Below are 18,357 nucleotides of genomic sequence, written 5' to 3'. Positions count from 1 at the left end.
GGTGGTTATCAACATTCTTCCTAATATACAACATCCTTTACACCCCAACGTACTTGTTAGATAAGGGGGTGATAATAAATGTAAATATTTCAAATGAATGAAATTGTTGTCCACACTGACGCTATCTCCACACTCGGTATTAAAGAGAAAAAGTTTAATACTAGGTATACAAAGTATACTTATGACTTACACCACAATTAAAGTTACAGATGATGTAAAAAGGAAGTTAATGAAGATTGCCGGTGAACTTAAGGCAGAAAAAGGTGAAGACATTAGCCTGAATGAGGTATTAGAATTCCTTATCACATTATATGAAAATAATAAGCAGAATAAGAAGACGTTAAACATGGCTTCATTCAACAACCTAATCACAGAAATGAATAAGGATTCCTCAGAAAAAATTGATGATGTAGTCTATGGATAAGCTTCTATTAGATACATCATACTTCATAGCTTATCTAAACAATAACGATGTGAATCATGAAATGGCCTTAAAATTGTCTGAAAAAATAAAAGAGTATGAGGCTGTAATTACCGATTACATATTTGATGAGCTCATAACTTTCCTAATATATCACGTTAATAAAAACTATGCCGTTAAAGTAGCTAAACTGATCTTGGAAAAGGTGAAAGAAGGTGAATTAAACATATTCCTAATAGATCGGGAAGTGTTTGTTAATGCCCTAGATTACCTTGTTAAATACGAGAGGAAATTAAGTTTTACGGACTGTACTACACTTTCTTCGATGGATAAACTAAGTACACAGTTCTTGTTAAGTTTTGATAGAGATTTCGATAATATAAACCTTTTAAAGTCTGGGAAGAGAGTAATAAATATAAAGTACTTGTAAGGAGAATTAAACCTTCATCATGACTAACAATTTTAATTTATTCACTTAGCTCATCACCACGCCTAAACTAGGGATTATGTACTTCCAGCCACTACATGGAAGTTTCATTGGTGCCTTCCTCCTCTTCACATAGACTTCATAGTGATATCCTCCGATTTAGTATTTACATAAAAATCCACTCTTTATACTTATAACTTAGAAACCAGAGAGATTAGATGCAGGAAAGATCGTTAAAGCCTCTCTTATATTGGCGTTTTTAGTAATTATCGAGTCATTTTTCCACGCTATAGTTAGGGGATAATATATCGAAACTAAATGTTAATGAGATACATACTTTCATATTCGATATGTTAGTATTCAGCGGACAATTTACAGTATATATGGTTAGGGAAAGGAGAAGTATGTGGTCATCAAGGCCAGGCAAATTCCTTTTCACTAGTAGTATAATAGATATAATATTTGTAATATTAATTTCCACATTAGGGATTCTAGTAACTCCAATTCCTTTAGAAGACGTAATATTAATACTTGAAGTAACTTTTATCTTTACAGCTGTATTCGATCATGTAAAGAATATTATTTCATTTAAAACCGTAAATATATAACTATAGATCACGTGTAGTTTTATTAAGGAATAGAAATCCTTCCAACATGATATTACAGACTTTTTAATATTTATTTCGAATAAAAACGAAATTAACGTCTATGTTGAATGATTAAATTTTAACTATCCTCCTGCTTTTTTCATAGTATCATAACCAGACTTTTTGGCAAACTCCCTATATTCTCTTTTGTTAGCATGAGTTATAACCCACCTTTAATCCACTTGCAGTTATTGTGAAAAAGGCCATAGCAAGCAAGGGAACGGATAAGATTCTTGTTAAGGAAAAGTTATTTTCGATCAAGTATAAGTATATTAAGTATATGAAGATAAAGACATTTCTAGTTTATATTACAGATAAGAAAGTAATAAGATCTCGGAAGAAGAATAGAAATTATAGTATGTGACATTATTTAGGTCAGAATTCTATTTTAACATCATATTTCTATAAAGTTTTGAGTATCTGGATCTGGATGTACTGTTACTAAAATTAACTCACTGCTCCTTTTAGCTATTACATATCTTATTTTCGCACAAGATCTAAAGTGAAGAACTGTTCTCCATCTTTCTGATTCGCCCAGACGTAAATTAGGAGTTTGAGGAATTCCTTTTCTAAAAATGTTAATACTTCATTACTCAAGGGATCTATTGGATCATTAAATTTACTTAAATACCGCTTAATATCTTCCAAATGTTTTTTAGCATGATCAGATAAGATCAGCACTTTTTAATACTTTCTCATTATCCATTAAATCTTTTATCTCTATTTCTATCTTTAATGGTCTATAGAGTTTATCAAAGGAAAACACAACCTCTCCCAAGAATTTTATAAAATAAATAGTCTCACCTTCATTTAGATTTATTACGATTTTGCCTTTTTCTGACCTTACTTTTAGTTTAGCTCTAATCCTAGAAGCTTCATCAATTAGTTCCTGTGGAGACAAAGGAATATCGATAATAGGTTTATTATTAAGTAAGTATTTCGCATAATCCTCAAGGAATTCAGCATACCTCTCTAATGAATTACTCATAGATAAGTATTCTATTTTACGCTTAAAATCTTTAAATGTGATAAATCCACTGCCTTTATGGGTATAAATTATTTCTTATACTAATGCTAATTAAATTATATCTATTATCTAATTTGAAATGACATTTTTAACTGAAAATATTATAACTTAGTTACAAACTAGTCTCGAAAAGGGAATAGTTTTTATTGTCACCATAACTATTATATCTCATGCAGGAACCTTACAAGAGCTTATTAGAAAAGCTTACTAAGCTTCTTCAGGAGGAGTTTCAAGATAAGCTCATTTCCGTAGTACTTTATGGTAGTATTGCAAGGGGGATAATAGGAAGGACAGCGATATAGATTTACTTCTTGTTATAAAAGATTTGCCTAAAACTATAACTGAAAGGGTAATCCTCTTTGATAAGGTTGAAAGAAAGCTCGACGACGATATTATGAGGCTTATGGACGAGGGATATTACGTGACTTTCTCTCCTATTCTCAAAACTCCCGAAGAGGCTATGAGGTTTTCTCCTATTTACATGGACATGACTGAGGACGCAATAATTCTTTATGATAGAAATGGATTCTTTAGAAATGTTCTGGAAAAAACTAAGAAGCGACTAAAGGAATTGGGCTTTGAGAGAGTTTGGCTATCTAAAAAGTCTTGGTATTGGAGGAAGAGGGATTACAAATTTGGAGAAATAATCGACTTCGGTGACGTGCTTGAATAATTACGATTTAGCTAAATCTAGACAAGCAGAGGAAAGAATTAAGCTTGCTAAGGAAGCATTAAATGAAGGAAACTATCCTTATACTGTTAGGGGTCGGACTTTCATTGAGGTTTCATGAATTTGTATTCAACCTCTCGCCCTCACTCCCCCTATTTCCCTCCCCATGCCTAGGAGGAACAACAACACCAAGATTATAAATCTCGTCATCATAAGCCTTACCTAGAACTTCTTAACTTCCTTACCCTTTTCCTTCAAGTCCTTTACTTTGAAGCAGATTCGGACTCATTACTCGTCACCTCAGCGCTTTTTATCTTGAGCTCGTCCTTCTCCATAACAGCTTCAATCTTAAGGAATTTTGAATCCATCCTATTGCTCCACTTTGCTACTATTGTCCTCTTTTTGTTGTGCTTATCCCAGTACCACAGGTTCGTCACTCGCTTCAGGGAAATTAATATTCATGTTTCTTACTCTTTCCCATATTGTTAATCAAGACTTGTCGTTATTACCTTCATTTCAACTAGCGCTTAATACTCCTTCTACTCTGTAGGGTAAGAACAAGTGTAGGAATGCTAGTCGTTGAACTCCTTTGGTGCCTTGTACTTGGTCTTAGCATACTTGTTCTCCCCCTGGATAATTCTCACCAGTGTTCGAAGGGAACACCAGCATGTGTCTAGTTACCACGTTCTCGTCGTACTTCAATCCCTAGTGTTCTTCTTTTCCATAGGTATATTCCGCATAATTACTTAAAATTTTTGTATAATTCTGAAGCAACCCACAACATAGGTAGGAGGATTTCTTCTCTACAAACGCTAATGATACTGCTGAGGATACTATAGCTACTTAGGAGAATAGTTGGGATATAGAGGTTTTGATTAGGGAGCTTAAGGTCTTAGGTTTGGAGAAGGGTTCCTTCCTAACTTGGCTTAGGAATATGGGTTTTATAGTGTTGAAGGCTTTTTCCTTGTTTATTGTTCAAGTATTTCACGGGTTTGAACCTTGGAGCTAAGAGGATAGCAAGGTTGATAAAAAGTATTTATCAAGCATCTGAAAATAAAGAAATTGTTTAAATGTAAGAGAAAAACGTAAACTGCTATTCATTGTCTTCTCTCTTATAGGATATAGAGACCTTGTGCTTACTCTTTACTATGACATCAGCGTTAAGTTTAAAAGAATTCTTTAAAGGAAACTTTACGTTTTTTATATTGCCAGAATTGTTGTCTTCTACGATATACCTACTGTATCCTCTAGTTATTATATTCTATTCAGAATATGTGAGTGTAAGCTCTTTTTACTATCTTATTAATCGAACTTAGCGAGTATTATTAAATAATATAGATTGGATAATTGATCTAATCTTCTGCATAGGCGGATAGGTTTAACTTTATTTATTATTATAAAATTAATAAATGAATTAATTACCATAATATGTTATTGATCTGATTATGTCCGTAAAGATAAACATATATATTAAGTTTTATATTACAGTACTTTACCGCCCTAATAACATGAATAGTTTATATAGATTTCTATAGGAAAAGCATATGAAGTTCCCTTAGGATAACATCGTATTATGGAATCTGTTATTTTTATATTATGAAATATACTCAAAATTATGGAAAGTGGAACTGCTAATGAATACGTCTTCATCCCATTAGTAAATGATGTAAATTATGAGTATAATGGACAAACTCTAACTTTAAATAAAAATAGGCCCCCTATTAAAATTAAAATTTCAAATAATAATCATATTACTAAAATAAATGAAAATAAGAATAAGGAAAATAAGAATAAGGTTGATATTTATAATATTTTAGTTCTCACCGGATATGCTATAGATGAAAATAGTTTAGGGTTAGTCCATACATTAGACCCTTGTGATTATGTTAAAGGAATTCTCGTAAACGGTAGAATAGAGCAAATTGGTGAAATTAAGAAATCTGAACAAGACCTACCTAAACAAGAAGGTGAAAAAAAGCAATCTGAACAAAACCCATCTATACAAGTAATTTCTTTTTCCAAAGCTGAAGTAATGAACAAATTATATTTTATAAGGAAATCTAAAGATGATCTTCAGAATGACATCATAAAGATTAATTTAATAACTGAATCTAAACATGTAGGAAAAACTAGTTATCGTTCCTTAAAAATTGATAAGAAGAAAATAGAAGGAATTGCTAAACTATATGACATTCATAATGATGATGTTATCAATAATCTAGTAGAGAAACTTAATGATATAATCAATTATTATAGTACATAAATTGGAAGGTACCTCTATGCCTTATTACACTTTTTCTGAACCGTTCTTTATTTACGCTATTACTCATCTTCATGTAGGTTCTGGCTCATCTGTAGATGAGGAAATAGACTTGCCTTTTCAGAGGGACGAGTTAGGCTATCCAACAATTTACGCTTCTAGCTTGAAAGGCGCAATAAAGTCGTTTCTTTTAAAGGAATTTCCAGATAAAAGAGACTTGATTTATAAGGTACTAGGCGAGGATGAAAACCCTGGGGAAGCTTCATTAGGTACTTTTTTGGACGCAATACTTTTTGCTATACCTTCAAGGATTATCGAAATCGATAGCGCAAAACCTCATGTTTGGGTTTACGTTACCACATATGAGCTCTTAAAGAAGGTTAAATTGTATTTGGACTCGATCTCTCAATTGTCTAACGCTTCCTTCAGTAATTTGCAAAATGCTATTAAATGCATACTTCGTAAGGAAGGAAAGAACATTACGCTAGGCAGCAGTTTGAAGACCGCTATTTTAAATGAGGACTTTCACGTTGAATTGGAGGAGGCTCATGACGTTAAAATTTCCAACATAACTAACCTAGTAAGCGATGAGGTAAACAAGGAAAGGTTGGAAAGTGATGATGTTCCATTACTGGTATTAAAAGATTCTATAGGGAAGGAGGTAATCAATAGGTCTTTAATTAGGGTTAGGAGGATAAGGATAGATAAGGATAAGAAAACTGTGGTAACCGGCGGTTTGTGGTCTGAGGAATACGTACCGATGAAGACTATTTTCTTTTCTGCATTTTTAGGCAAGGAAAGTAAGGAGAATGCAGTATTTGTCAGCTGTATTTTAAGGAAGCTGAAATACGTTATTCTTGGCGGTAAGGAGACCATAGGAAAGGGAATAGTTGAGTTAAGGTGGGGAAGAGATGCCTTATGATGATTATAAGTTGGCTCTTGACGCGTTCAATAAGGTATTAAATTCTCTAAAGGGAGAAGCTAAAAGTAAATTTAGGAGTAGGGCTAGGGATATGGTGGAGGAGATGTATACTTCTGGGTTCATCCCCACATTGTTTTACATAATATCAAAAGCTGGGCTAGAGAATGATAAAAAGATAAATAAACTAATCTCACTATTAAATTCTTCCTCTTCAAAGAGCATTGATCTGGGTAGTAGTGATGAGGCTTCTTATATGGCCTATTTGTTTGTCATTCTGTACTATCTGTCTGAGAGAAACATTATAGATAAAAAGTTTCTAATTGATAAACTTGAGAATAACCGTTTAGAACTCATAGGCAAGTTGTATGAGTTGTCTCCTATAATTTCCGCCAGAATAAAGAGGTATTTAATGGCAATAAAGAGGTTGGCTGAGGCTATAATAGAGGTGAGGTAAATGGAGGAGTTATTAATGTCTTTTAGGCTAAAGGCTATTTATCCGTTAACCGGAGGTTATAATAGGCATAGTATAAACGAATTTTATGAAGAGAACGTTAGGCCTACTGAAATTAAGGGTTTGTGGAGGTGGTGGAATAGGGTTTTATTCAATACAGTAAGTTATGTGAAAGAAGGAAAGCTTTACACTTATGAGTCAATAGATAGGCTATTTGAGGACGTTTTCGGAAGTGAAAACAAGAAGTCTACAGTGAGGTTAGAGGTGATAACTGATGAGGGAAGTTATAATCATTTTGAACTATCTAATGTTGAGTTAGATAAAGTGATAGATTACTTAAGGAAAAATAAGGAAGTAAAAGTGAATTTGGACTTTAGAGATAATAGGCTAATTATCGAAATAGAAGGCTCAACTGAAATATCCATTTCTTTTAAATCTAATTTAGATGTAGATAAAATCAAGGATCTAGTGTATAAAAATAAACTTCTTAGATTCGAACTCTCAGGTTTTAAGAGTATTAAAATAGATACAAAAATTTCGAATAAGGAAGTAATTAAGAAAATCTTGCGTGATCTAATTACTAATTATTTAGAATACTTTAATATTAAGCAAGAAGTTACATTCACTCTTAATATCTATCTAGATAAGAGTCGTGAGCATAAGCAAAATTTTGAAAGCAAGCTTAAGTTTGCATTATATAGTTTATTAGTTTTTATACTATTAGGAGGAATTGGTAGGAAAACCAGCAGGGGATTTGGGAGTTTATCAATAGTAGATGTTAAGTGTTATGATGATAGCATGTGCCAAAAGATAGAAGATTTAGCTAAGAATTTTCTTACTATTTCTAGTGGAAACGAATTGAAAAGTAAAATAGAGTCCATTTTAGATTGTATTAAAAACTCATGTACTGATATCTTATACGTTGGAAATATTCTATCAGAAATAGATCCTAAGAAAAATGTTGTATATTTTATAAATAGCGACTTATTTGAGGTCAAGAAGATAAACGATAAAGAGAATGTATTAGCTAATATTTATAAAGCAGTTTCATCAGAAGGTTGTTGTATCGAATCTATTATTACAAATAAATATGTAAGAAAATCATTCCTAATAGCTTTTGGAGGATATAGGAAAGTGGGCAAAAAAGATATAGGATTTATCAGAAACTATCTTTGCGAAACTTGTGAGACTGTTCCATCATTTAATATAGTAGATTTTCCACTTAATGAAGACTCATTCATGAGCAATTACATACTTCAGTATGAGCATAGGAACTCATTACTAAGGTTTAAATTAATTAGCGATAACTCAAACAATTCTTATCTTATAAGTTATATTCTTTACTCATCTTACTTTAAGAAAATTGATGTTAATTATGTTAGATGCATATTAGAAAAATTAACCTATTGTGTGATCTAAAATGACAATTAATTTTTTTGTTGATATTCTAAAATTAATTAAAGAAAGACAATGTAATGTTAACCTATTCTCGGTATTAAGTTTAACAAGTGTAGTATACAATAACTTTGGAGAATTTCTTTCAAATAACCACTCATATAGTGCTAATAACCCACTGTTAAAGTATCGCATCATAATTCTAAAAGATGTCGAAGAGAAGAGGAGCATATTTAAGAGGGAAGTAGCTGAACTTGTCTCAAGGAACTTTAAATTAGACGGTGAAAAAGTAAAGAAATATTTTGATAATCTCAAAGAAATACTAAAGTCGTTAAAATACACTATAGTAGACGTTGAGATAACTACTAAGACGAGGGCTTTAATAGGAGTTTCAACTTCTTTAGGTAAGCTAATTTTTGACTCTGGGATTTCTTTCGATCCATATATGAACTTGCCTTACATACCTGCATCTGAAATTAAAGGTATTGTGAGAAGTCATATTGAGGAAAAACTAGGCGAGCAAGAGGCTAAAGAAATTTTCGGCGATGAGGAGAGGGAGGGTAATGTAAACTTTACGGATGCCTATCCTACTAGGTCTGAGAATTTCTTATTTGTACCAGACGTGATCACACCTCATTATAATAAGAAGAAGTCTGAGGCTGATGCACAACCAACGCCAGTTATACATTTAACTATAGCTCCTAAAGTTACTTTTCGCTTTTTAATATACTATAAGAGGGAAGATGTAGGAAAACCAATTTGTGACACATTACCCTTAGTTATTATGAAAGGTTTAGGCGCTAGATCTTCTGTTGGATATTCATTATTTGAATTAACAAAAGTGGAGGTTGTGAGGTGAGATGTCAAAAAAGAGTAGTTCATCAAAAATTGGTGTAAATGAATTTGTTAAATATAAAGTCGCAGCTATCTTACATGATCCTCCTAATAAGGCTAGAATAATAAGTGAGGGTCATCAATTACATATAGGCCACAAAGATGAGGCACGTAAGATAGCCTCAAATTTATCATGTGTCTTTCCAAAGGTAGATAATTCTATAGATAAGTATGTTAAGGATACGTATGTTGAGAGAGCAGACAGACTGGCATCTTCTATTGATAGATACTTAGGTAGTATAGTATATGGTAGAACTAGCTTATTTAGAGAGAATAATATATATTTAAAGAATGTATTACAGCCTAGTTTATATTTAAATATAAGCAATTCATATTTTCCATTATTTTCTAAAGGGAATTACGGTCAACAATTTATTAACTCTTTAATAAAACTACTCTCAAAATTAACTCCTAATCTAATGTTGCCATATCAAATTTTTTATCTAATTTATGAACTTCTTTGGATAGATTTACAGTATTCTACCGGACCGGCAGAAACTAGAAACCCTACTCACACAATTTTCGATCATTTATACGCAACTGCTGCAATGATGAATTGGATATTAACGTTTAAAGGTCAAGGAGGAAATAAAAGGAAAGCTTATTTCCTGGGTATAGATACTGTAGGAGTAGTAGACTTCATAAGCAAGGGAAGGAAGACCAGAGATTTATGGATTTCAAGTTATCTAGTCTCTTCACTCCTCTGGTACGTTTTAACGTGGTTTATAGAGGAATACGGACCCGATGTAGTTATATTCCCATCGTTAAGGTTTAATCAGTTCTATGCTTTCTATATTTTAGAAAAATTAAGGAAGGAAAGAGTAGACGAGAATGTAATTAATGAGATTAAGGATCTGGTAACTAGGTACATATTTAATGGTGATGAACTCTTTGAAAAGATGAGAATACCTCCATATCCTATAATCCCCGGGAGAGTTACGTTAATTTTGCCAGGGTTTAAGAGAGAGGGAGATGGATATACTTCAATTACCAATAAAGATAGCAATTACTTTTTTGTATCAATAATAAACGATAAATTTGATAAAGCGTGGAAGAAGCTCATCAACGCGTTAAAACTGTACTCTAGTTTAAGGAAAGAAGATAGCTTCTGGAATTTAGTATGTAATGTATTAACAAAAACTGAGGATATTGTATATATTCCTCCTTTGAAGATACGTGTAAGGCAAGTAAGCGTAGAAAAAGGCGAGATTTTTGGCAGCAATGAGCTTTCTCCAGATTCTTGGAAGGTTTATGATAAAAAATATCGCCAATTAGTTAGCGAATTTAAGAAGGATAAGCTAATCAAGGTAGCTCCAGAATCTCACCTAAAGCTCTTTTGGCTCACTAAAGATGGAAATCTACCTCAGTTTGGCGAGAAATCGAAGAGAGGTTACGAATTCTGCACTTCGTGCGGTGTTTTGCCTGCAGTAGTTATAATGCCCTCAGAGGAAGGATTTGAGGAAAAAGCAGTAAATATGGGCTTAGCTAAGGACGAGAATGACGCTAAGAAATTAAGGAGCTTAATTTCACCTGGAGAAAGGTTATGTCCTTGGTGTTTGGTAAAGAGAGCCTTAGGAACCGAACCGAGATTATTGAGAGTATTACTTTTGGGAGACCTATACGATATTAATGAAATTGTCAATGAAATTCTGAACGATCAGAAGGAGATCGAAATTCCGTCCACCAGCGACATTGCCTCAATTGATATTCTTGAGAAGTTAATTGAAAAGAAAGATGAAATATGTAAGGAAGAAGGTCCTATACAAGATTTTTGTGGTGATACTGATAAAAATAGAATCTCCATGTGGGATTGGTTTAATAAAAATAAGGACAAAGGAATAAATTTAAGCCTAGACCCTGAGAATCATTGGTTTAATGAAGATAGGCGGTCTTATTATAGATCATTATTTAAGCGTCATGAAATTGCTTTTCCTTCTCCTTATTATGGTTTAGTTAGGGCGGATAGTGATTACCTAGGCGATTTATTTGAGGGTAAACTTACGCCATATTTGTCTGGGATTGTCGATTCTGGAGATTATGCAAATATAGGCGAAAAGAAAGACGAAATTAATAAAATTCTTAAATTTTATCTAATAAAAGCTGGGAGCGGGAAAATAACTAGCTATGTAAGTTCTATCATCACTTCTCTCTTAGAAGATAATGATTACACTAAAGCTAGCAGGATAATGCATAACTGCATTAAAGACCCTGGCAAATGCTATGAACAATTTAGAGCTAGCAAAGAATATTTCACTGAAATATTCAAAGTGGGAAGAATCATAGTTACTCCTGCGTGGCACGTTTCAATTTCTGCTGCTCTTAACAGAGGATTATTAGCAGAATTGAATTTGATAAACAAACACAAGGGGTTTGTAATATACGCCGGAGGAGACGATTTGCTCGCAATGTTGCCGGTGGGAGAAGTCCTAAACTTTGTTAAGGAAAGCAGGAGGGCTTTTGCTGGGAATTATAATGAAAAGTTAGGCAATATGTGCTTAGAAAACGGCTTTGTAAGGTTTAATAAAGCTTATTATCCTTCGTTGCCAGTAGTGGGGAGGTCATACTCAGTTATTATAGCTCATTATGCAGACCCACTATCTATGGTCGTTAATGATTCTTATAATCTTCTCGAGGAAGGAAAAGAGATGATAAAGTATAAAGCAAAGTATGAAGGCGAATTCAAATACGTTAAGAAAGACGTCGCGATATTTAGATATCAAGGCTTGACCTCAGTAATTCCCTTATCGTTAAAGAGGCCTATAGTATCCTCGACATCGGATTTCAGCTCTATAGCCTCCATCTTGGACTTAATATCGGATTTAAAGGAAAAGATAGATAAAGAAAAGATCTCCACTTCGTTACTTTATGATTATGAAAATTATAAGGATTTAATCTCATCGGACAATAGTGATGGCCACCAAATAGCGGATAGTATATTAAAATATTGGATTAAGAGGAACTCGCAGAAGAAGAAAGAGATAACGGTTGAGTTTGATAAGGAATTTTTCGACGTTGCCTTTAGTGTGTCTGATAATCTAATAAATATTCCAAAAGATCTCGTTTCTAATATTGTCTATACTCTTAGAATAATTTACGGAGGTGAGAAATAGTGGTTGTAAAGAAAGTTCTAATTAAACCTTTAGAACCTTTAATGTTTAGGAGCCAAGGTGAGTTCGAGCCCTTAATCACGGGTTCTCATACTTCAGCACAGTCGTTAATAATCCCCAGACCTTCAACAATTGCAGGATTATTTGGCTACATCTTATTTAACGGCACTACACCATCTAATAATGATTGGCTTAATAACGTGGTGCAACTGCTGGGTAACATGACTATTTATGGGACTTTAATAGAAGCAGATGGTGAATATTTATTCCCCCTAAGGATGGGCAACTTGTTTGCATTAGTTAAGCAAGAAACTCTCTTGAGTTTACCTGAATTACTGAAAGGAGGAGAAGAGTACGAAAAATGGGAGAAAGGGATTTATGATATATTTTATGAAAAGAACATTCTGTTTAAGCTCATAGGCTCTCAGGATAGAATAGGAATAAGCATTGATAAGCAAACGAGGACCGTTAAAGAGCATTATCTTTATACGGCAAGGTATATTTCTTTCAAGGAGAGAAGCATAGCGTATGCAGTCTTCACGGACTCCGATAAAAGTGACGAAATGAACGGAAAAGTGATCAATTTTGGAGGAGAAAGTAGGGTAGTAAAGATTGAGGTTGTAAATTCTGATGACGTTATTAGTGAGGGTGTTAACGAGGATTATTATTTAGCCTTATCCCCAATTTTAATCCCTGACGATAGTCTAGACGATTTTCTGGATAACGTCACAAAATACGTTGCTATGGGTAAAGTAGATAAGATAACCTTAGGATTTGATATTTCAAGAAAAAGGAGAAAGGAGATGCTAACAGCAGTTCTGGAAGGTAGCGTAATTAAGAAGGATTTTATTGAAGCGTTTAAAGGAGATGATAGGTTTAAAAAGTATCAGAAAATAGGATATAATACTATTACGCCTTTAAATAAGCTAAAACTTGGGAAAGTTAACGTCTATTAATAGAGCGCATATTCATTATAACAAATTTACAAAGTAATAAACTATTTGAAACGTTAAAGAGAACTTCGTCTTTCATATATCTACTATCTCCAATCTCCTTTGCTCACGTTTTCTCGTGACTCCTTAACCTCTTCAAAGGTAAAGTAATCCCTCTCTTTTACTTTGGCTTTCTACTTCACTAATTCCGTAGGTTACTATTATGTCAGTTAAAAATACTGTGGAGTTGACAACGTATAAGACCTCTTGTTTTGTGTAAGTTTAGAATATGAGAATCATAATTTAACATAAGACTACAACGTAAAAAGAGGATCGAAAGTTCGTGGAAACGAACTACACAAAATCATAATAAAGTCATTAGGTATACGCTTTACCTCCTCTTACGCTCAATCTCTCTTTTACCACTGAATAACACTATTTCACGTGTAAAATTCTACTTTAACGTACTTAATAGCAACGTCATACTGCTTTTTATCTCCAGTTATTAATTTTTCTCCTTTATCTTCTGCAAGTGCAATGTAGAGCGAATCGTACACCGGTATTTTTTCCTTTAAAGAGATTTCCATTGCTCTCTGAAGGAAATCTACACTTTCATGAACAACTGTGGTAAGAGTTCTTTAACAGCCTTTAAAGCAATTATTGAGTCTTCGTGCTTCATCATGCTTATAGCACAGTCTTCTTCCATATAGCGTTAGAAACCTCAACTAGGGCTAGATCTAACGTTTCTCCTCCTCTTAACAATTCCTCTAACTTTTCCCAGCCAGGTTCCTTAGTAATTATCTTAACCAATATTGAAGCGTCAATTATTATCCCTATCTTCCCTCACCAATCTTACACCAATGGGCTCAGTCTCAGGCAAGGAGGAGATTACTTCGTGCAATTTCTTCATAGCTTCTTCTTTTTTCAATTCCTCTATTTTTTCCCTTATAAATTTCTCTATTTCCTCGTTCCATTTCACGTTGTATTTTTCCATCTCCTCCCTTAATTCTTTGTCTATTCTTAAACTGTATACGACTTTCATAATATATCTTTCGTATACGTAGATATAAAAACCTCTCCACTGCATCTAATATTAGGCGTCAAAAATCTCTTTACTAGATAGTGTCTATAGTTCAGAATTATCTTGCCTAAGCTTGTCTTAGGATATTCCTAATCTAAATAAGGCTAATGGAGGGCCAACTTTATCTAAATGAGACCGGGGATTCAAGGGGCGTAACCTCGCTTCTCATATCTAAATGAAAGCTAAACAATACCCATCACTATTCCTAACCGTGTGTTCCTACACTTTCATTTAATGATCGAGTGTAGGGACTTGGCCCTCGACCACAGGTGGGTCATGGGACTCCAACGGTACGGGGCTCACATCTCCGTAATCTCCCTCACCCTTTTTGCTCACATCGGCGTAAGAGATCATCCTTAATCAATAATTTTTTGTTATAAACAGACAAAAAGATTTATCATTAACGTGAAAAAAGATTCAGCCTGGATCAAATGCGCATATACTTAATGAGAATATAAAAGTAGATAAGTTCTTCAAGGCTATTGAACACGCTTATGAGTTTACAAGGACTACGAGACCATATAGGGTGGGAAAAACATATATTTTTCCCCACCAATAATATCTTGTGTTGATAAAGGTCGATAAAAAGGGTAGGGTTTATTTACCTAAAGAAGTTAGGGAGAAGTTTAAGTCAGAAGAATTTTTCTTAGTAACTTTACCTAGCGGTATACTCTTAGTACCTAGAGTAGATGACCCATTGAAGGCCTTAGAAGAAGAGGGGAAGAAGTTGCCAAACGTTGACATTAAGGTGTTGAGAAAAGTTATACAAGAGGAGGCCGAGAAAGAAGATGGTTTACGCTGATACTGACTTCTTTCTCGCGTTATTAAAGGAAAAGGATTGGTTGAAGGAAAAAGCCTTAAAACTATTAGAAGAATATAGAGGGAATATAAAGACTTCTTTAACCACCTTTGTTGAATTGATGTTATTAAGTAAGAGATACGGGTTAGATCCAGTTAGGGTTACCTTATCAGTTATGGAATTGACAAGGTATTTTGATGAAAAGGTGCTGAAAGCTTCTGTTTTAATCTCACAAGGGATGGGGGTGTTTGATGCTTTTCACGCCGCTTTTTCTGAAGAGGAAATTATAAGTTCAGACCATGTTTATGAAGAGTTCGGATTTAGGAGAATAAAATTAGATGATCCTTGACAGTTGTTTACATAAAAATGTATATGCCGTCTTCATAAAGAACGGATTTTAGTGTGAAACTTCATCAGAAAGTAGCTAGATTAAGTAAGATAACAAATTCTGTTTATTCTATATTAAAGATTGCAAAAAATCATTACATTATGTGATTATGTAGAAAATAACTAATCACAAGTAGTAATTTTATTATGTCAAGTAATTTTAACCGTCTTTTTTATAAAGAGAGATTGTAACTCTTTTACGTAACTACTGGTGAGTGTGGAGATAGTGTCGTCGTTAAGCTACAAATTCTGGGATTAACCTTCTTTTCGACAAGACTAGGGCTATGGAGTACATCATGCTACGAATGCTCCTATTTACTGCCTTCGTTGCTCTCTTGAATCTGATTAGCCTATCCCTTAATGAGAAAGGACTCGTTAGGGCTAACTGGCGAGACTACCGTGTGGTCTTTTAACCAGAAGTACAAGTTATAATCATCGCTCACCCATCTACCCTCTTCAGGCAAATACTTTTTGACCTCACGGAAAGTACTCTCATCCCTATCCCCCAAAATGAGGTAAACTCCCAGCTTAGTGTACACGTAACAAGTGAAAACCCACTTGTAAAAAGCCCTAGCATTCTTGTACAAGTAAGTCCACATCTCATCAACAACCTTAGCAACAACCTTACCCTTGACCAACTCCTTAGCCCTACCCCACAACTCAACCAACTTCTCATACTTCTGCTCACCATAACGCTTAATCCAAGTGAAAACAGTACCAAGAGGTACGTTAAGCACACTCGTTATACAAATATAAATAACTTATATAAATAACTTAACGACGACACTATCTCCACACTCTAACGTAAGTATGTAAGTTTTATATCGTTTAATAGCAGTAATGTTTTCTATAAATTCAGCTCATAAAAAGTCATGTTAATTACTTTATGTTTCACTTCAAATTTTATCAAGGACAACGTTAAACTCACTTTTAATCTATATTTGATTTTAAATTTAAGAAAGTTTAGTAAAATTAATATTTGATAAAAATCAAGAATTACATAAAGCGGAGTTTCTGCTGAATTTAAATTAATCCTAATTCTTTTGCCAAATCTTCTAACCTCTTTGCTTCCCTTTTCAATTCCTTTATAAAAAGTGATGAAGGCTTTTCCCATTCTTCTGGAGTGAAGGCGAAGAATTCTATACGTGCTCTTAAATGCTTTCCCAACTTCTCAAGCCTATCAATGTATCTTAAGCCTTTAAAATCTGGAGATATTATCACTAAATCTATGTCACTGATCTCTAAGTAATCTCCTCTAGCTCTAGAGCCTACAACATACACATCCTTAACACTAATTTCCTTTTTTACATCATTTACGAACTCTATTGCTTTTTTCACCAATTCAATCTGGCTCTTTAACGCAGATTTTGCTTTACCCATTCTATCACCTTCTCTGCCTTCTTAACTAATTCCTCTGCATCCTCTTCAGTATAAAGTGAATATGGTATGGTATTAGCTGCATCTGGATATCTAGAGATTGTATAATGTAAAGTAAGTTTATTCACTTCATTTCTAATCTCACCTACAGGTAATCCAATCTCCTCCTTTATTATGTCTAACAACTCGTTTAAATCGTGGGTTCGTTCAATCTTTCCCTTATCTATTAATAATGCCTTTAAAGCCTTCTCAGCAGCTTGTTCAGCCCAAAATGCTGAAGCATAGTAATGACCAGTTGCGATAGTATCCTTAGCTGTTGCCAAATCTTCTAAAGCTTGTTTGAACCACTTTCCTGCTTCTTCTTTCATCAGTAGAATAGTATTTAAACTTTTTAATATGATTATCCTAACTAAAAGTAGTATTAGAGGGAATAGATGAGCATTTCTAATGAGAAGATTAACATGCGGAAGATAAGCTAGTAAAGGAAGGACTTAATATTCCTAGAAGTCTCTATGGGATTTCTAACCTTATTATAAACTTCAACACCTCATCCTTAGGCAAATTCTGAGTCCTAGCAAATAACCTTCTCTTTCCTTCTCCCTATGATATACAAATAATCTGAACTTTACCTGCTCATCCTTCCAATTATAGTACAGCAGTTATGGGAATCTTAGGGAGGTAATACCAAGAAGTCGGTATTAGCGAGAAGTTTTTAATTTTAGACATCTTCATACTGAAAAGATGACAAACCGAAAGGGACAGGTAGAGTACGCTAAGGAGAGGCTGGTCAAGGCGGTCAACCAAGTTCTGGGCGTGATCAGGAGGAACGGGAGGAGCAGGAAGGTCGAGTTAGCACTAGTCCTCATGACCCTGCTAGGTGGTAGGGCCAGCGTGAAGAATGCTGCTGAGACGTTCGGGTTGGACTACGCAAACCTGCTGGAGGCGTTGGGAGAACTCCACGACGCGTGGAGGCTGGAGGTCCTGTCGGGGCTGGTGAAGGGTGAGGTTGTTGTCATCATAGACGACACCGTGGACCACAACGCTCCGGGAAGGACGTGAGCCCCCACGGGAACTACCGGATCTACTGCCACGCCCACCGGAGGTTCGAGAAGGGCGTCCAGCTCCTCACGGTCGCCATAGTAGACCTCTCCACGGGCAGGACGTTCATGGTGGGAGCCTTCCCCTACGCCGTGAGGAAGATGTTGGATTTGGGGATGGTCACCGAGTTCAAGACCAAGATCGAGATGGCCAGGGAGATGTTGGACGTGCTCAAGGGGTACTTCCGCGTGTCCAAGGTAGTCTTCGACTCGTGGTACTGGTCAGAGAAGCTCGTGAAGGACAACGTGGTGTCTGAGCTCAAGTCCAACCAAGCTCAGGGTCGAGTCGGTCCGGGGGGACCCTCGAGGAGGTGGAGGGACACCTCCGAGTGGGGGACCTACCCCCCCCCCCGGAGTCTACTACGCCGACCTGACCCTGGGAGACCGAGTGACTACAGTAAAATTGCTAGTCCAAGAATATAAAAGTGACTCCGGGACACAGGCTAGGTATCTCTACACGACC

Annotated in this window: 18 protein-coding genes and 8 pseudogenes; 17 read left to right on the top strand and 9 right to left on the bottom strand. The window is 34.8% G+C overall.

Translation table 11 applies throughout. The features are described from left to right. The 4 genes and pseudogenes from WIW72_RS00155 to WIW72_RS00140 form a co-directional block, all read left to right on the top strand. A pseudogene (locus WIW72_RS00155) lies at window positions 1-101 on the top strand (IS6 family transposase); the annotation flags it as partial. 80 nt (window positions 102-181) lie between these two features. Continuing rightward, window positions 182-424, top strand: coding sequence for a hypothetical protein (locus tag WIW72_RS00150; protein WP_337703228.1), 243 nt, complete (start codon window positions 182-184; stop codon window positions 422-424). Then, window positions 417-851 carry a type II toxin-antitoxin system VapC family toxin gene (locus WIW72_RS00145; protein WP_337721193.1) on the top strand — a complete coding sequence of 145 codons (435 nt, stop codon included), beginning with the start codon at window positions 417-419 and terminating at the stop codon, window positions 849-851. The genes WIW72_RS00150 and WIW72_RS00145 overlap by 8 nt, the downstream gene beginning before the upstream one ends. Window positions 852-1,050: 199 nt before the next feature. Continuing rightward, window positions 1,051-1,456 (top strand): annotated as a pseudogene (locus WIW72_RS00140) (plasma-membrane proton-efflux P-type ATPase); the annotation flags it as partial. A gap of 703 nt (window positions 1,457-2,159) precedes the next feature. Here WIW72_RS00140 and WIW72_RS00135 read toward each other — a convergent pair. After that, a complete protein-coding gene (locus tag WIW72_RS00135; protein WP_337721192.1) occupies window positions 2,160-2,483 on the bottom strand; it encodes a hypothetical protein in 324 nt (107 codons plus the stop codon). 209 nt (window positions 2,484-2,692) lie between these two features. Here WIW72_RS00135 and WIW72_RS00130 point away from each other — a divergent pair. Together WIW72_RS00130 and WIW72_RS00125 are read left to right on the top strand one after the other, a co-directional pair. Further along, window positions 2,693-3,195, top strand: a pseudogene (locus WIW72_RS00130) (nucleotidyltransferase domain-containing protein). Continuing rightward, window positions 3,188-3,313 (top strand): hypothetical protein, encoded by a 126-nt coding sequence (locus WIW72_RS00125; RefSeq protein ID WP_337703234.1) that lies wholly within the window; start codon window positions 3,188-3,190, stop codon window positions 3,311-3,313. The pseudogene WIW72_RS00130 and the gene WIW72_RS00125 overlap by 8 nt, the downstream one beginning before the upstream one ends. A gap of 48 nt (window positions 3,314-3,361) precedes the next feature. Here the strand turns inward: WIW72_RS00125 and WIW72_RS00120 are convergent. Continuing rightward, window positions 3,362-3,894, bottom strand: a pseudogene (locus tag WIW72_RS00120) (IS5/IS1182 family transposase); the annotation flags it as partial. A 94-nt stretch (window positions 3,895-3,988) separates the two neighbouring features. On the opposite strand from WIW72_RS00120, the pseudogene WIW72_RS00115 reads away from it, so the two are divergent. From WIW72_RS00115 to cmr3, 8 genes and pseudogenes are all read left to right on the top strand, one after another. Then, window positions 3,989-4,281: pseudogene (locus WIW72_RS00115) on the top strand (ISNCY family transposase); the annotation flags it as partial. 526 nt (window positions 4,282-4,807) lie between these two features. Beyond that, a complete protein-coding gene (locus WIW72_RS00110) occupies window positions 4,808-5,455 on the top strand; it encodes a type III-B CRISPR system CMR subunit Cmr7 (protein WP_337721191.1) in 648 nt (215 codons plus the stop codon). 16 nt (window positions 5,456-5,471) lie between these two features. Next, window positions 5,472-6,374, top strand: a complete 903-nt coding sequence (gene cmr4, locus WIW72_RS00105) for a type III-B CRISPR module RAMP protein Cmr4 (protein ID WP_337721190.1) — start codon at window positions 5,472-5,474, stop codon at window positions 6,372-6,374. After that, entirely contained in the window at window positions 6,364-6,828 is a 465-nt protein-coding gene (gene cmr5, locus WIW72_RS00100) for a type III-B CRISPR module-associated protein Cmr5 (RefSeq protein ID WP_337703239.1), read from the top strand. Before cmr4 ends, cmr5 begins: the two co-directional genes overlap by 11 nt. Beyond that, the gene (cmr1, locus tag WIW72_RS00095) at window positions 6,829-8,244 is read left to right on the top strand and encodes a type III-B CRISPR module RAMP protein Cmr1 (protein ID WP_337703240.1); all 1,416 of its coding nucleotides are present in this window, start codon (window positions 6,829-6,831) and stop codon (window positions 8,242-8,244) included. Between the two features lies 1 nt (window position 8,245). Next, on the top strand, window positions 8,246-9,079 hold the full coding sequence (gene cmr6, locus WIW72_RS00090) for a type III-B CRISPR module RAMP protein Cmr6 (protein WP_337721189.1): 834 nt from the start codon (window positions 8,246-8,248) through the stop codon (window positions 9,077-9,079). 1 nt (window position 9,080) lies between these two features. After that, window positions 9,081-12,224, top strand: a complete 3,144-nt coding sequence (cas10, locus tag WIW72_RS00085; protein ID WP_337721188.1) for a type III-B CRISPR-associated protein Cas10/Cmr2 — start codon at window positions 9,081-9,083, stop codon at window positions 12,222-12,224. After that, window positions 12,224-13,177: a type III-B CRISPR module-associated protein Cmr3 gene (gene cmr3, locus WIW72_RS00080; RefSeq protein ID WP_337703246.1), complete on the top strand. Its 954-nt coding sequence runs from the start codon at window positions 12,224-12,226 to the stop codon at window positions 13,175-13,177. The genes cas10 and cmr3 overlap by 1 nt, the downstream gene beginning before the upstream one ends. Window positions 13,178-13,593: 416 nt before the next feature. On the opposite strand, the gene WIW72_RS00075 is transcribed toward cmr3, so the two are convergent. The 3 genes from WIW72_RS00075 to vapB form a co-directional block, all read right to left on the bottom strand. Then, a complete protein-coding gene (locus tag WIW72_RS00075) occupies window positions 13,594-13,740 on the bottom strand; it encodes a type II toxin-antitoxin system VapC family toxin (protein ID WP_337703248.1) in 147 nt (48 codons plus the stop codon). A gap of 97 nt (window positions 13,741-13,837) precedes the next feature. Then, window positions 13,838-13,963: a hypothetical protein gene (locus WIW72_RS00070; RefSeq protein WP_337703250.1), complete on the bottom strand. Its 126-nt coding sequence runs from the start codon at window positions 13,961-13,963 to the stop codon at window positions 13,838-13,840. Between the two features lie 10 nt (window positions 13,964-13,973). Beyond that, the gene (vapB, locus tag WIW72_RS00065) at window positions 13,974-14,195 is read right to left on the bottom strand and encodes a type II toxin-antitoxin system VapB family antitoxin (protein WP_152943657.1); all 222 of its coding nucleotides are present in this window, start codon (window positions 14,193-14,195) and stop codon (window positions 13,974-13,976) included. Window positions 14,196-14,799: 604 nt separating this feature from the next. On the opposite strand from vapB, the gene WIW72_RS00060 reads away from it, so the two are divergent. After that, on the top strand, window positions 14,800-15,036 hold the full coding sequence (locus WIW72_RS00060; RefSeq protein ID WP_337703252.1) for an AbrB/MazE/SpoVT family DNA-binding domain-containing protein: 237 nt from the start codon (window positions 14,800-14,802) through the stop codon (window positions 15,034-15,036). Next, entirely contained in the window at window positions 15,023-15,382 is a 360-nt protein-coding gene (locus WIW72_RS00055) for a type II toxin-antitoxin system VapC family toxin (protein ID WP_314125346.1), read from the top strand. The genes WIW72_RS00060 and WIW72_RS00055 overlap by 14 nt, the downstream gene beginning before the upstream one ends. 273 nt (window positions 15,383-15,655) lie before the next feature. Here WIW72_RS00055 and WIW72_RS00050 read toward each other — a convergent pair. The 4 genes and pseudogenes from WIW72_RS00050 to WIW72_RS13185 form a co-directional block, all read right to left on the bottom strand. Continuing rightward, window positions 15,656-16,166, bottom strand: a pseudogene (locus WIW72_RS00050) (IS1 family transposase); the annotation flags it as partial. Window positions 16,167-16,443: 277 nt separating this feature from the next. Beyond that, entirely contained in the window at window positions 16,444-16,800 is a 357-nt protein-coding gene (locus tag WIW72_RS00045) for a nucleotidyltransferase domain-containing protein (protein ID WP_337703254.1), read from the bottom strand. Further along, entirely contained in the window at window positions 16,776-17,165 is a 390-nt protein-coding gene (locus tag WIW72_RS00040) for a HEPN domain-containing protein (RefSeq protein WP_337703256.1), read from the bottom strand. Before WIW72_RS00040 ends, WIW72_RS00045 begins: the two co-directional genes overlap by 25 nt. 110 nt (window positions 17,166-17,275) lie before the next feature. After that, window positions 17,276-17,438: pseudogene (locus WIW72_RS13185) on the bottom strand (ISH3 family transposase); the annotation flags it as partial. Window positions 17,439-17,538: 100 nt separating this feature from the next. On the opposite strand from WIW72_RS13185, the pseudogene WIW72_RS13180 reads away from it, so the two are divergent. Beyond that, window positions 17,539-18,357, top strand: a pseudogene (locus WIW72_RS13180) (IS701 family transposase); the annotation flags it as partial.

Source organism: Stygiolobus sp. CP859M (assembly GCF_037389975.1).
Taxonomy (GTDB): domain Archaea; phylum Thermoproteota; class Thermoprotei_A; order Sulfolobales; family Sulfolobaceae; genus Stygiolobus.
This window is presented reverse-complemented; position numbering and strand designations above follow the sequence as displayed.